General features: G+C 65.0%; 15 protein-coding genes. 5 read left to right on the top strand and 10 right to left on the bottom strand.

Going from position 1 to position 12,627, the window contains the following annotated elements:
• The first annotated feature begins 9 nt into the window (after nt 1-9).
• The 3 genes from AB1Z25_RS15635 to AB1Z25_RS15625 are packed head-to-tail and all read left to right on the top strand — an operon-like array spanning nt 10 to nt 2,616.
• Nucleotides 10-915 carry an NAD(P)/FAD-dependent oxidoreductase gene (locus AB1Z25_RS15635; protein ID WP_486635624.1) on the top strand — a complete coding sequence of 302 codons (906 nt, stop codon included), beginning with the start codon at nt 10-12 and terminating at the stop codon, nt 913-915.
• Nucleotides 916-964: 49 nt separating this feature from the next.
• Nucleotides 965-1,879 (top strand): alpha/beta hydrolase, encoded by a 915-nt coding sequence (locus AB1Z25_RS15630; protein WP_474454200.1) that lies wholly within the window; start codon nt 965-967, stop codon nt 1,877-1,879.
• Entirely contained in the window at nt 1,876-2,616 is a 741-nt protein-coding gene (locus tag AB1Z25_RS15625; protein ID WP_227104386.1) for a thioesterase II family protein, read from the top strand. Before AB1Z25_RS15630 ends, AB1Z25_RS15625 begins: the two co-directional genes overlap by 4 nt.
• A gap of 19 nt (nt 2,617-2,635) precedes the next feature.
• Here the strand turns inward: AB1Z25_RS15625 and AB1Z25_RS15620 are convergent, their stop codons facing one another.
• From AB1Z25_RS15620 to minC, 5 genes are all read right to left on the bottom strand, one after another.
• Nucleotides 2,636-3,001: a VOC family protein gene (locus AB1Z25_RS15620; RefSeq protein ID WP_081547350.1), complete on the bottom strand. Its 366-nt coding sequence runs from the start codon at nt 2,999-3,001 to the stop codon at nt 2,636-2,638.
• An 86-nt stretch (nt 3,002-3,087) separates the two neighbouring features.
• Nucleotides 3,088-4,026 carry a LysR substrate-binding domain-containing protein gene (locus AB1Z25_RS15615; RefSeq protein ID WP_107798540.1) on the bottom strand — a complete coding sequence of 313 codons (939 nt, stop codon included), beginning with the start codon at nt 4,024-4,026 and terminating at the stop codon, nt 3,088-3,090.
• A gap of 3 nt (nt 4,027-4,029) precedes the next feature.
• Nucleotides 4,030-4,287, bottom strand: a complete 258-nt coding sequence (gene minE, locus AB1Z25_RS15610) for a cell division topological specificity factor MinE (RefSeq protein ID WP_019104116.1) — start codon at nt 4,285-4,287, stop codon at nt 4,030-4,032.
• 3 nt (nt 4,288-4,290) lie between these two features.
• Nucleotides 4,291-5,103, bottom strand: a complete 813-nt coding sequence (gene minD, locus AB1Z25_RS15605) for a septum site-determining protein MinD (RefSeq protein ID WP_048409059.1) — start codon at nt 5,101-5,103, stop codon at nt 4,291-4,293.
• Between the two features lie 26 nt (nt 5,104-5,129).
• The gene (minC, locus tag AB1Z25_RS15600; protein WP_107798541.1) at nt 5,130-5,846 is read right to left on the bottom strand and encodes a septum site-determining protein MinC; all 717 of its coding nucleotides are present in this window, start codon (nt 5,844-5,846) and stop codon (nt 5,130-5,132) included.
• Nucleotides 5,847-6,228: 382 nt separating this feature from the next.
• Here minC and AB1Z25_RS15595 point away from each other — a divergent pair, with 382 nt between their 5' ends.
• A complete protein-coding gene (locus AB1Z25_RS15595) occupies nt 6,229-6,795 on the top strand; it encodes a phasin family protein (protein WP_107798542.1) in 567 nt (188 codons plus the stop codon).
• A gap of 43 nt (nt 6,796-6,838) precedes the next feature.
• Here AB1Z25_RS15595 and AB1Z25_RS15590 read toward each other — a convergent pair whose 3' ends face one another.
• Nucleotides 6,839-7,567, bottom strand: a complete 729-nt coding sequence (locus AB1Z25_RS15590; protein ID WP_227104380.1) for a hypothetical protein — start codon at nt 7,565-7,567, stop codon at nt 6,839-6,841.
• A 474-nt stretch (nt 7,568-8,041) separates the two neighbouring features.
• On the bottom strand, nt 8,042-8,569 hold the full coding sequence (gene ppa / locus AB1Z25_RS15585) for an inorganic diphosphatase (RefSeq protein WP_107798544.1): 528 nt from the start codon (nt 8,567-8,569) through the stop codon (nt 8,042-8,044).
• A gap of 130 nt (nt 8,570-8,699) precedes the next feature.
• Here ppa and coq7 point away from each other — a divergent pair, with 130 nt between their 5' ends.
• Nucleotides 8,700-9,320 (top strand): 2-polyprenyl-3-methyl-6-methoxy-1,4-benzoquinone monooxygenase, encoded by a 621-nt coding sequence (coq7, locus tag AB1Z25_RS15580; protein WP_227104378.1) that lies wholly within the window; start codon nt 8,700-8,702, stop codon nt 9,318-9,320.
• Nucleotides 9,321-9,444: 124 nt separating this feature from the next.
• On the opposite strand, the gene AB1Z25_RS15575 is transcribed toward coq7, so the two are convergent.
• From AB1Z25_RS15575 to AB1Z25_RS15565, 3 genes are all read right to left on the bottom strand, one after another.
• A complete protein-coding gene (locus AB1Z25_RS15575) occupies nt 9,445-10,479 on the bottom strand; it encodes a DUF475 domain-containing protein (RefSeq protein ID WP_107798546.1) in 1,035 nt (344 codons plus the stop codon).
• A 108-nt stretch (nt 10,480-10,587) separates the two neighbouring features.
• Entirely contained in the window at nt 10,588-11,784 is a 1,197-nt protein-coding gene (locus AB1Z25_RS15570; protein ID WP_486635623.1) for a DUF1615 domain-containing protein, read from the bottom strand.
• 82 nt (nt 11,785-11,866) lie between these two features.
• Nucleotides 11,867-12,601, bottom strand: a complete 735-nt coding sequence (locus tag AB1Z25_RS15565) for a substrate-binding periplasmic protein (RefSeq protein WP_158274244.1) — start codon at nt 12,599-12,601, stop codon at nt 11,867-11,869.
• Nucleotides 12,602-12,627: the final 26 nt, after the last annotated feature.

Below are 12,627 nucleotides of genomic sequence, written 5' to 3'. Positions count from 1 at the left end.
CATCCCATCATGAATACCGAAACTTCCACGACTGTATTCGACGTCATCGTGATCGGCGGCAGTCACGCCGGACAATCCGCCGCCTTGCAGATCGCGCGCGCGCGCCGCCGCGTGCTGGTGATCGACGCCGGCGCGCGCCGCAATCGCTTCGCCGCCCAATCCCACGGCGTGATCGGCCTGGACGGGCGCTCGCCCGACGCGATCGCCGCGGACGGCAAGGCGCAATTGCTGGCCTATCCCAACGCGCAATGGCGCGCGGACACCGTGGTCCGGGCCGAGAGCGGCGAGGCCGGCTACGCGTTGCGCTGCGCCTCCGGCCAAAGCTACGCGGCGCGCCAGCTGGTGCTGGCCTTCGGCGTGGTGGACGAATTGCCTGAGCTGGAGGGCCTGCGCGAGCGCTGGGGCGAAAGCGTGTTCCACTGCCCTTACTGCCACGGCTACGAACTGAAGCAGGGCCGCATCGGCGTGCTCGGCGGCGGCCCCCTGTCCTATCTGTCGGCGATGCTGATGCCGGAATGGGGCCCGACCGTCTTCCTGAGCGACGGCGGCTTCGAGCCGGACGCGGCGCAGCGCGAGGCGCTGGCGCAGCGGGGCGTCGACATCGTGCGCGAACGGATCGCGCGCATCGTCGAGCACGCCACCGTCGAGCTGGCCGATGGCCGCCGGCTGGCCTTTGACGGGCTGTTCATGATGAACCGCTTCCGCCTGTCCAGCCCGGTGGCGGAGCAGCTGGGCTGCGTGATCGAGGAGGGGCCGCTGGGGCCTTATGTGCAGACCGACGACGCGATGGAAACATCGGCGCCGGGCGTATTCGCCTGCGGCGACATCACGCAGCGGGGCGGCACCGTGGCGCTGGCCATCGGCAACGGCGCGCTGGCGGGCATCGCCGCGCATCGCAAACTGGTGTTCGGATAAGCCGCGCGCGACGGCAGACTTCTTTCTCTTCATGACTGGAAAGCGATTCATGAGTTGGCAAAACCTATGTTTCTCCTGGCTGTTGCGCAGAACGGCCAAATCCCTGACCCGCAAGCCCGGCCTGACCGCCCAGGAAATGCGCGAGCGCAGCGCGAAATGGGCGCGCGGCGAAATCAAGCCGCCGCGCGGCTGGCGGGTGCGCAAGCTGGACGCGGAGGCGCTGCGCGGCGAGTGGATAGAGCCTGAAGCCGCCGCGCGGCGCGAGGCGGGCGGGCGGGTGATCCTGTATTTGCACGGCGGCGGCTATTGCTTCTGCTCGCCGCTGACGCACCGCGGCGTGGCCGCCGCGCTGGCGCGGGAGGCGGACGCGCGCGCGTTTTCGCTGGCTTACCGGCTGGCGCCGGAACATCCGTTCCCGGCCGCCGTCGACGACGCGCTGGCGGCGTATCGGGGGCTGTTGGACGAGGGCGTGGCGCCTGAGCGCATCGTGGTCGCCGGCGATTCCTCCGGCGGCGGGCTGGCGCTGGCGCTGCTGCTGTCGCTGCGCGACGCGGGCGCGCCGATGCCGGCCGGCGCGGTCTTGTTCTCGCCGTGGACGGATCTGGCGGCGACCGGGGCCTCGCTGGAAGCGAACGACGCGTCCGACGTGATGCTGAGCGCGGTGGCGGTGAGGAATTTCTCGCGCTACTACCTTGGCGACGCCGCCGCCGATCATCCCATCGCTTCGCCGCTCTACGGCGAGTACGCGGGCCTGCCGGACCTGTTCATCCAGGCCAGCGACAGCGAGGTGCTGCTGGACGACGCCGCGCGCGTGGCCAGCAAGGCGAGCGCGGCCGGCGTCGGCGTGGATTTCAAAGTGTGGCGGCGGCTGCCGCACGCCTGGGCCACCCTGACGCCCATGCTGCCGGAAGCGAGGGCGGCGATCAAAGAAGCCGGCGGCTTCATCCGCAAGGTGGCGCCGTGAACCGCGGCTGGGTGGACGCCGCGCCGGCCGGCCAAGCCGCGGCCTTGCGCCTGTTCTGCTTCCCTTACGCCGGCGGCAGCGCGGCGGTGTACCGCGGCTGGGCGGAGCGCTTGCCGGCCGCGGTCGATGTGCTGCCCATGCATCCGCCGGGGCGGGGGCGGCGCTTTCACGATCCGCTGCGCTACCGGCTGGATCAGCAGGCCGAGGAGGCGACGGACGCGATCGCGCCGCTGCTGGACCGGCCTTACATCTTGTTCGGGCACAGCATGGGGGCGAGCCTGGCTTTTGAGGTGGCCCAGCGGGCGCGGGCGCGCGGCCTGCCGGCGCCCTGCTGCCTGATCGTGTCCGGGCGCGCCGCGCCGCATCTGCCGCCGAGAGAGCGGCCGATACACGGCTTGCCGGACGATGAGTTTCTGGACGAGGTGATGCGCATGAACGGCACGCCGGCGGAAGTGCTGGCCCATCCGGAACTGGTCCAGGTCATCCTGCCGGTGCTGCACGCCGATTTCGAGGCGATAGAGACTTACCGTCCCGCGCCGCGTCCCCCTTTGAGCTGCCGCATCGTCGCCCTGGGCGGCAGCGAAGAAGAGGGCGGCGTCGAGGCGGCCGCTTCCTGGCAGGGCTATGCCACCGGCGGTTTTCGCAGCGAGATCCTGCCCGGCGATCACTTCTTCCTGAACGGGAGGCCGGAAAGCCTGTTCGCGATACTGAAGGAGGAGCTTGGCCGCGCTGTGTGAGGGCCCGGCCCGCGGCGGCTTACAGGTTCTGGCCGACGCGCCACAGCACGCCGGAGGGATCGTGCAGGCAGAAGTCGCGCATGCCCCAGGGCTGGTCCACGAGCGGGCCTATCTTGGCCGGATAGCGCTCGGCGACGCCCTGGGCCAGCCATTGGCGGTGCCAGGCGTCGACATCGTCGACCAGCAAGTGCAAGACCAGGTTTTCCGCCAATTGCGGATGATAGAAGTCCTGCAGCAGGAAGCTGCACTGGCCATGGACGAAATAGCTGACGCCGTGGCTGTCCGACTTTTGCTCGAAGCCCAGATCGGCGTAAAAGCGCTGCGACAGCGCGTAGTCGCGGGCGGGCACGAAGGCTTTGATTTCAATGCTGCGCAATTGAGACACGGGGAAACTCCTTGCGGTGGTGGGGCGGAAAAAAACCGCTGCGGCAGGGCGCGCAGCGGTTGTCTCGTTTGGGGGCGGGAGCCGGCTTATTGCGCCGGCGCTTCGCCTTCCAGCATGGCGACGCCTTCCAGCCCGGAGCGGAAGACCGCCTGTTGCAGGGTGTCTATCGCCTTCTTGCGGAAGAACTGCTTGCGCGTCACCAACAGCACGCGGCGCTGCGGCGCCGGCGTCTTGAACGGCACCACCGACAATAAGGATTCGTCGGTGGGGCCTATCGAGGTGGACGGCATCACGGTGACGCCCATGCCGCTGGCCACCATGTGGCGGATGGTGTTGAGCGAGCTGCCCTGCAGATTGGCGGCCAGTGTGCCGCCGTGGCTCTGCCGGCTGGCCAGATCGCTGCAGGCCTGCAGCACCTGATCGCGGAAGCAATTGCCCTGGGTCAGCAGCAGGACGCTTTCGTCGGCCAGCTGATTGGCGGCGATGGCGCCCAGCTTTTCCCAGGGATGGCCCTTGGGCGTGGCGACGACGAAGGGCTCGTCGTACAGCGGGCTCGCCACGGTACCGGCCTCGTCGAAGGGGTCGGCCACGATGATGGCGTCCACTTCGCCGCGCTTGAGCATTTCCGAAAGCCGGGAGGTGTAGTTCTCCTCCAGGATCAAGGGCATGTCCGGCGCCAGGATGCGCAAGGCCGGGATCAGCCGCGGCAGCAGATAGGGGCTGATGGTGAAAATCACCCCCAGCTTCAGCGGGCCCACCAATTCGTTCTGATGTTCGCCGGCCAGGCGTTTGACGGTTTCGGCCTCCTCCAGCACGCGTTGCGATTGCTCGATGATGCGTTCGCCGATCTCGGTGACGCTGACTTCCTGGCCGCCGCGCTCAAACAGCGTGACGCCCAGTTCGTCCTCCAGCTTCTTGATGGCGATGGACAGCGTCGGCTGGCTGACGAAGCAGCTTTGCGCGGCGCGGCCGAAGTGGCGCTCCCGCGCCACCGCGACGATATAGCGAAGTTCGGTCAGCGTCATGGCTCAGCGCTGGTGCTCCGGCAGCACGATATTGACTTCCAGCACTTCGAAGTCGTCCTGGCGCTCCACTTGCACCTTGATGTCGTCCAGATTGACCGCGACGTATTTGGAGATCACTTCCATCAATTCGCGCTGCAGCGCCGGCAGATAGTCGGGCGCGCTGCGGCCGTTGCGTTCGTGGGCCAGGATGATTTGCAGGCGTTCTCTGGCAATGGCCGCGGTTTTCTGGCGCTTGCCAAAGATCATTTCGATCAGGGACATGACTTAACCTCCAAAGAGGCGCTTCAGAATGCCCACTTTGGGGGCATCGAGGAAACGCATCGGGCGCTCTTCGCCCAGGAAACGGGCCACCACGTCGGAATAGGCGTCGGCGACGTCCGAGCCTTTCAGGTGGATGGCCGGGGTGCCGGAGTTGGAGGCTTGCAGAACGGTCTGCGACTCCGGAATCACGCCCAGCAGCGGCACGCGCAGAATCTCCTTCACATCGTCCACCGACAGCATTTCGCCCTTGTCGACGCGGCCGGCGGAGTAGCGGGTGATCAGCAGGTGTTCCTTGACCGGCTCGCGGCTTTCTTCCGCGCGCTTGGACTTGGAGGACAGAATGCCCAGGATGCGGTCGGAATCGCGCACCGAGGAGACTTCCGGATTGGTGACGATCAGCGCTTCGTCGGCGAAGTACAGCGCCATCAGCGCGCCTTTTTCAATGCCGGCCGGCGAGTCGCAGACAATGTATTCGAAGCCGGCTTCGGCCAGGTCGTTCAACACCTTCTCCACGCCGTCCAGCGTCAAGGCGTCTTTGTCGCGGGTTTGCGAGGCGGGGATGATGTAGAGGTTGTCGCAGTTCTTGTCCTTGATCAGCGCCTGGTTCAGGCTGGCTTCGCCGTTGACGACATTGATCAGGTCATAGACCACGCGGCGTTCGCAACCCATGATCAGGTCCAGGTTGCGCAAACCGACGTCGAAGTCGATGACGACGGTTTTGTGACCGCGCAACGCCAGGCCGGAGGAGAAGCTGGCACTGGTAGTGGTTTTACCGACGCCACCCTTGCCGGACGTCACAACGATGATTTTTGCCACAGTCGATCCCTTTGAATAATGGCTTGTTACTCGCCGAGCGCGGTCATGACCAGGCGCTCGTTCTCGAGATAGATTTGAGTTGGCTTGCCCAGAATGCTGTCGGGCAAGGCTTGTTCGATAGTTCGATAGACTCCGGCGATGGACACCAGTTCGGCCTCCATGCTGCGGGCGAAAATGCGGGCGCCGGCGTTGCCGCGCGCGCCGGCGAGAGCGCGGCCGCGCAAGGGCGCGTAGATATGGATATTGCCGTCGGCGATCACTTCCGCGCCGGCGCTGACCATGGCCAGCACGATCAGATCGCAGCCCTTGGCGTAGATTTGCTGGCCGGCGCGCACAGGACGGTCGACGATCATGGCGCCGGTGGCCGGAGCCGGTTCCGGCGCGGCGGGCTTGTCGGCGGGTTCCGGCGCGCTTTGCGCCGAGCGCGCCGGCGTGGCGCTGCTGGTGTAGGCCAGGCCGAACTGGCTGGCGACGCCGGCCAGCGCGGTGCTGGGGTGGCGCAGGGCCACCGCGCGGATGCCGCGGCGGCTGAGCATGGGCAGCAGGCGGCCGTAATCCAGCTCGGCCGGGGCGGGCAAGGCTTCCACGTCGAGGACGAAGGCTTCCGCCGGCGCGTCGTGGCCGGTGCCGAAACGCGCGTCCAGCGCCTGGCTCAGTTCGTCCAGGTCGTCGGTGCGCAGCAAGAGCGCCAGCAGATCCAGGCTGGCGGATTTTATGTCGAATGCGTTGGCCGCAGGGCTCATTGTACTTGGCTTCATGTAGATAGATTTATTCTATGGGGCGAGTGTACTGGGTTGCTGACAGGCTTTCAATGGCGTTGCTCGGCTTGGGGCCAAAAGGCCGAAATCGGCCGAGGCGGCGGGCTTGGACGCAGGCAAGTGTTGCAATTGAGGGAATTGTCGCGCGGAGAAGAAAGGAAGCGCGTTTCCGTAATGTCTTTGGAATGTTTGTGTTGCAAAAATTCATGAAAAATAGCGGTTTAGCCGCTTGTGCATTGCAACATTTTCTTGACTCGAGAGAGCCGACCCGCCAGAATGGCAATTGTTGCGATGCAACATCAAGGGCGCAGGTTAAGTTCGCTGTCGTTGCTGAGCTGTCAATTTTGGATATTTTTTAGGAGTCGTCATGTTTACCACTACTCAAGAATTCTCCGCTCTCGGCCAGTCGCAGTTCGACAAGGCCGTGCGTTTCTCCTCCATCGTGCTGGCCGGCGCCGAGCGTCTGGCCGCGCTGCAACTGGACCTGTCGCGCAAGCTGTTGGCCGACAACGCCCAGGCGATCAAGGCGCTGAGCGAAGCCAAGGATCCCAAGGCCTTCGCCGAAGTGCAGAGCAGCCTGGCTCAGCCGTCCATCGATCAGGCTTTCTCCGTGGCGCGCAATGTCTACGACGCCGCGCTGACCACCCAGAATGAACTGGCCGCTTTTGTTGAAGAGCAGATCGCCGAAGGCAATCAGACCCTGCTGAGCAATCTGGACCGTCTGTCCAAGAACGCGCCGGCCGGCTCCGACGCCGCGGTGTCCGCTCTGAAAAGCCTGGTGAACACCTCCAACGCCGCTTTCGAAAGCGTGTCCAAGACCGCCAAGAAAGTCAGCGCGGAAATCGCCGAAGCCAGCGTGGAAGCCGCCACCAACTCCGCCAAGGCCGCCAGCGCCGCCGTCGCCCGCGGCAAGAAGGCGACCAGCGCCGCCTGATTCCGGCTTTGTCGTGAAAAAAGCCCGCGTTCTCGCGGGCTTTTTAGTTTTTGGGGCTCAGAGGAGCTTGGGCGGCGAAGTCGTCCCATAATTGCCGCCAGGCCTGCTGGCAGCCGTCCGCCTGCACGATCAGCCCGGCCAGGCTGGCGGCGTAGTGTTCTTGCTCCCGCGGCGGTTCGGCGAAGTCCCGCCGCGCCGTCGGATTGTCCTCGGGCAGCTTGCGTTCCCGCAGATAGCGTTGCGACAGGCGCACCAGCTGTTCCCACAGCCGCCATTGCCCGCGCAGCCCGGTTTCCCAGTCCGGCGCGGTTTGCGTGGCCGGGCTGGGCGGCGTCTGCCGTCTCAGCATGAACAGCAGCGCTTCCCAGACCTGGCGGGTGTAGCGCGCGCTGCCCGTCGGGCCGCAGCGCAGCCAGGCGGCCGGCAGCGGCGCCAGCGCGTCCAGCAAGGCCAAGGCGTCGGCGGTCGGCGCGCGGTCGGCGCCCAGCAACAGCATGAAGCCGAAGTCCGAGCCCAGCGCCTGCCAGGCGCCGTCCAGCTCCAGCAACTGGACCTCGTGCTTGCGGCAGAGCCGCAGGCGGGGAGGCAGCGGAGCTTGATGCAGGGGGTCGATATTGATCCAGCAGCCGGAAGGCAGGTAAAAGCCTTGCCAATCGCCAGGCAGCCAGGACGGCGGACCGCTCGCGCCGGCGGACGCGGGCAAACCCCGGCTGGCCAGGCGCTGCTGGAGCCAGTGGAGTTGCGGTGCTGAGCCTTGGGCGATATAGGTCACTATGGTTCCGGTTGGGCTGCCCGACGCCATGGCGACGACAGGCGGCGGGGCATGGGGGCCATGTTCGGGGCATTGCGGTCCTGGACGCGGGCGGGCTTCCGGAAGCGGTTCACGATCCGCCGCGCGCCGGCGTACGGTCTTTGAGAACCCCTTCGAAGCGCCTATCTGCCGTATGCGCATTCCGCTTTTTCAGCCGCAAGGCCTTGTTTTACTTTAGCCCGCGGGGCCGTCGCAGGTTCTAATGGAACGATACCTGCAATGCGGCGACGGGTAAAAGAATTATTTATGGTATTTAGTAACAATCACTTGCTTTTCTAACTGCGGGCGGCCGCGGTGTCCAAGCCTCAGCGATTGTAGCAAATAATGATGGCATATTGCGTTGCAATATCAGCGTTGGCGAATGTGCGGAGGCAAACGCCGGGCATGAAAAAACCGGCGACGCGCGCCGGTTGTCTTGGGATAAGCGCCGAGCGCTTATTTTTCGAAGTTGGCGATGCCGTCGACCAGTTCGGTCTTGGCGTCGTCCAGCGTGCCCCAGCCTTGCACTTTGACCCACTTGCCTTTTTCCAGGTCTTTGTAGTGTTCGAAGAAGTGCACCATCTGGTTGCGCAGCAGTTCCGGCAGGTCTTCCAGTTTCTGGATGGACTTGTACATCGGGCACAGTTTTTCCACCGGCACGGCCACCAGCTTGGCGTCAACGCCGGACTCGTCTTCCATCTTGATCAGGCCCAGCGCGCGACAGCGCACCACCACGCCCGGGGGCAGCGGGAAGGGGGTCACCACCAGCACGTCAACCGGATCGCCGTCGCCGGCGAGGGTTTGCGGCACGAAACCGTAGTTGGCCGGATACATCATGGAGGTGCCCATGAAGCGGTCAACCACCAGCGCGTTCCAGTCTTTGTCGAATTCGTACTTGATCGGGGCGGCGTTGGCGGAGATTTCGATGACGACGTTGAAGTCGCCCGGCATGTCTTTGCCCGGGCCGATGCTAGCGAGATCCATCAGGGAATCCTTGTTGAGCGTGTTGAACACAATGTTTCGATAAACCGCGCAATTATAGCAGTAGCTGCCGCGTCGCGTATCGGGCGGGTATAATCGCCGGCGATTGAGTGAGCGCGAGAAAGAGCGATTGATGCTGGACAAATGGATCGTCGAGTTCGACAAGGGGCTGCGCACCCTGTTTGCTTCCGCGCAAAGCCTGCGGCCGCATCCTGACGCGGCGCTGGACGAGGCGGAGCTGGCTGCGGAGGAGAAGCGGCACGCTTTGGGCCTGATGCGGGTGAACCATTGCGGCGAGGTGTGCGCCCAGGCTTTATACCAGGGGCAGGCGCTGACGGCGCGCACGCCGCAGGCGCGCGAAGCCTTGCGCCAAGCGGCGCAGGAGGAGGTGGAGCATCTGGCCTGGACCGAGCGGCGCATTCGCGAGCTGGGCGGCCGGCCCAGCGTGTTCAACCCGCTGTGGTACACCGGCTCGCTGGCGATAGGCGTGGCCGCCGGGGTGTTGGGCGATAAGTGGAATCTGGGCTTTCTGGAGGAAACCGAGCAACAGGTGGGCGCGCATCTGGACAGCCATCTGAAGCTGTTGCCGGAGGCGGACGCCAAGAGCCGCGCCATCGTCGAGCAGATGCGCGACGACGAATTGAAGCATGCGGATATGGCCCACGATCTGGGCGCGGCCCCATTGCCGGCTCCGGTCAAGGGGGCGATGAAGCTGTCCGCCAAGCTGATGACGGGAGCCAGTTATCGGCTTTGACGGATAAGAGCGGCTAACAACAGTCGGTTTCACGGCCGAAGCAAGGCGCGCCGGCGCAAGGCCGTCGCCGCTCTAAACGAACAGGCCTGGATTCCAGGCCTGTTCGCATTACGGCGCGGGCGTTTCAGTCGCGCCGGCGCTTGCGCCCCGGCAGGCTGGTGACGATGCCCAGACCGATGATGGCGACGCTGATCAGGCCGGTGAGCACTTCGCCCAGCTCTACGTGGAGCGCGGCGGCGAACATGATGGCGACCAGGGCGCCGATGGCCCAGAACGCGGACGTCTCCAGGTATTTGAACTGGCCGATGATGTTGCGCTCCACCAGCAGAATGGTCATCGAACGCACGAACATCGCGCCTATGCCGAGCCCGGCGGCGATCAGCCAGAAATTATTGGTGATGGCGAAGGCGGCGATCACGCCGTCCATGGAGAAACTGGCGTCCAGCGTTTCCAGATAGACGAAGCCGATCAGGCCGTTCTTGGCCGCGGCGGTCTGAATGTCCATGCCGCCGAACAGCTGCTTGAACACATGTAGCGCCATGAACACCACATAGCCCCAGAAACAGCTGCTGAGAAACTCCATCTTCTGTCCGGCGGGAATGGCGGCGGCCACCAGCGCGATCAACAGGATGGCGATCATCGACTGCGCGTTTTCAACCGAGCCCAATCGGGCCAGCAGCGGCTCGACGGCCGGCAGCCAGTGTTCGTCCTTTTCCTTTTTGACGAAGTATTCCACCACCACCATCAGCAGGAAGGTGGCGCCGAAGCCCATGATCATTAGATGCGAGTCGTGCATGATCTGCTGGTAGCGCAGCGGTTCGCGGGTGGCGATGGAGAAGGCCTCGAGCAAGGGCGTGTCGCCGGCGACGGCGACGATGAGCAGCGGAAACAGGATGCGCATGCCGAACACGGCGACGGCGATGCCCACCGTCATGAAGAGTTTGCGCCACAAGGAGCTCATCGCCTGCAGCACGCTGGCGTTGACGACCGCGTTGTCGAAGGAAACGCTGGTTTCCAGAATCGCCAGCACCAGGGCGGTGACCAGGAAAGAGCTGGCCATGGCGGGGCCGCCCAGCTGGAAGCCGTACCAGCCGGCGGCGGCCAGCACGACGACGCTGAACAGCAGCGAGCCGGTGAAGTAGGAGAGCGTGGTGCGCATGAATGAATTCGCCTTGTTGTGCCGGACGAGCCAGGCCCGCCCGGCGCCGGCGTCGGGAGCGGCGCCGGCGGGTGATGACGTGGGATTATAATCGCGGCGGTTTTGAGGTCAACGCGCGCGGGCCAGGCAGCTCTGATAGCGGCCGTCCACGCGCTTGGCGAACCACTCGGTGGTCAGCTTGCGGGTGATCTTTGGGCTTTTCAGATCGATCTGCGGCAGTTGTTCGCGCGCCGCGGGCTTGCCGAAGCGCTGGTCCGCCAGCGCGTAGGTTTTGCGGTAGAGCTCGCTTTGGCCGAAGGCGGCGCTTTTTTCCAGTTTCAGGTCGCGCAGAATCTCGCCCTGGCCCATGCCCAGTTTGCCGCCCTGGCTGATGACCGCGCTCTGGGTGGTGCTGGGGTAGACCTTGCCGTCCTTGTAGCTGAGCAGGTCGCCGTCCAGCGTCAGGTCCTTGCCGCTGAGTTTTTCCATGACGGCTTGGAAGGCCGCGTTGCGGCTGCTGTAGCGGCCGGCGTTGAAGTCGGCGAAGCGGTACAGCATCTGGCTGTAAGGCGCAGGGTATTGCAGCAGGATGGCCGCGCCGAAGTAGACGCCGCCGCGGCGGGTGAACACTTCCTGGCGCACGCTGCCGCTGCGCGGATAGGGATAGGGCCAGACTCTGACGTGGCCTTCGGCGAACTCGACACTGACCTGCATCGGCCCGCCGGTGCGGATCGGGTTCTTCATGCTCATCGGCAGGCCCAGCTTGCTGGCTTCGCGCGCCATGTCTTCGAACAGATCGTTCATTTCCCTTTCGGTGCGCAGGCTGTCGATGCGCGCCTTATAGCTTTTGCCGTTGGGCGATGTCTTCATCAGCGCGGCTTTGACCACCGGCAGCGGGATCAGATAGCCGTGGGCCCGCTCGGCGATCTTGTCCCAGACGATGGCGGGCAGATTGGGCACGGTGGGATCGGCCTGCCAGCTGGACTCCTGTTCGATCACCGCCGCCAGCGCGCAGAAATTCTCCGCGGTGTAGGGGATCTTCAGGTGGGCGAAGGCCGAGAGCATGTCGTTGCTCCAGCCCTGGCGGTCGCGGATCTTGGCCGGCAGCAGGCGGTTGAGCAACAGGCGCCCGGCCTGCGGATCGTTGTAGGCGGGCCTGAGCGGCGGCGCGCTCACCGGCGGAGGCGAGGGCGGCGCTTCGACCGCCGGCGCAGGGGCCTCCGGCTCGGGGGGGACGGGCGCGACGACGACGGGAGCGGCGACCGGGGCCGGCGGACTGACGTTGGCGCAGGCGCTCAGCAGCGCGGGCAAAAGGGCAAACAGCAAACGGGACGGTTTCACGGTGCGCGGGACGGTGCGGAATCAAACCGTGAAGGTTAGGCTATCTTGCTGTCATCGGCAATCGCGCTCAGAGGTTCTGGTAACGATTCACGATTTGCTTGTAGGCGCCGCTTTTTTGTATCGCGCGCAAGCCCAGGTTGAACTCGTCCTTCAGGGGGGCGCTACGGAAGGCCATCCGGTACACGGTGGGGGCGAACAGCCGGTGAATGTCCACCGGCGCGGTTTTTTCCTTGAACTGGGTGGCGAGCTTGTGGTTCATCCAGGCGAAGATGTTGCGGTCGGCCACCACCACGTCCACGGAGCCGCGGTACAGCAGCCGGTTTTGATCCACCTGATTGGCGGTTTCCGCGTAGTTGGGATTGCTTCGGGCCATGTCCTTGAAGGCTTCGCCCAGGTATTGCCTGGCCAGGGAAAAGGCCAGCACCCGATAGGCGCCCAACTCCTTGGCTTGGTGCAGCTGGATGCGGCGGCTGCTGAGGGTGATGGCCACATCCTCGTAGCTGATGTAGACGTCGGAATACTCGGCTTGCAATCCGGCCTGCTCGCCCACGGTGGCCACCGCGTCGATGTCCTTGTTCTTCAGCGCCATCGGCAGCCGGGGTTGGGAAAAGAAAACCGGTTCTATCCGGTAGCCGCGCTCTTGCAAGGCGGCGCGCACGATCTCCACTTCAAGCCCGCTCTTGCCGCCCTCCATCACATAGGGCTCCAGCGATTCGCCAAAGGCCACCTTGACGATCTTGGCGGCGTGGGCGTTGGCGGCGAGGGCCAGCAGCAAGCTGCCAAGTAACAGTAATCTCCCCATCGGCTTGCCTTCTCGACTTCCTCGCT

Source organism: Chromobacterium sp. HL1 (assembly GCF_057418835.1).
Note: the sequence above shows the minus strand (reverse complement) of the source record. Positions and strands in the feature narration are given on the sequence as shown.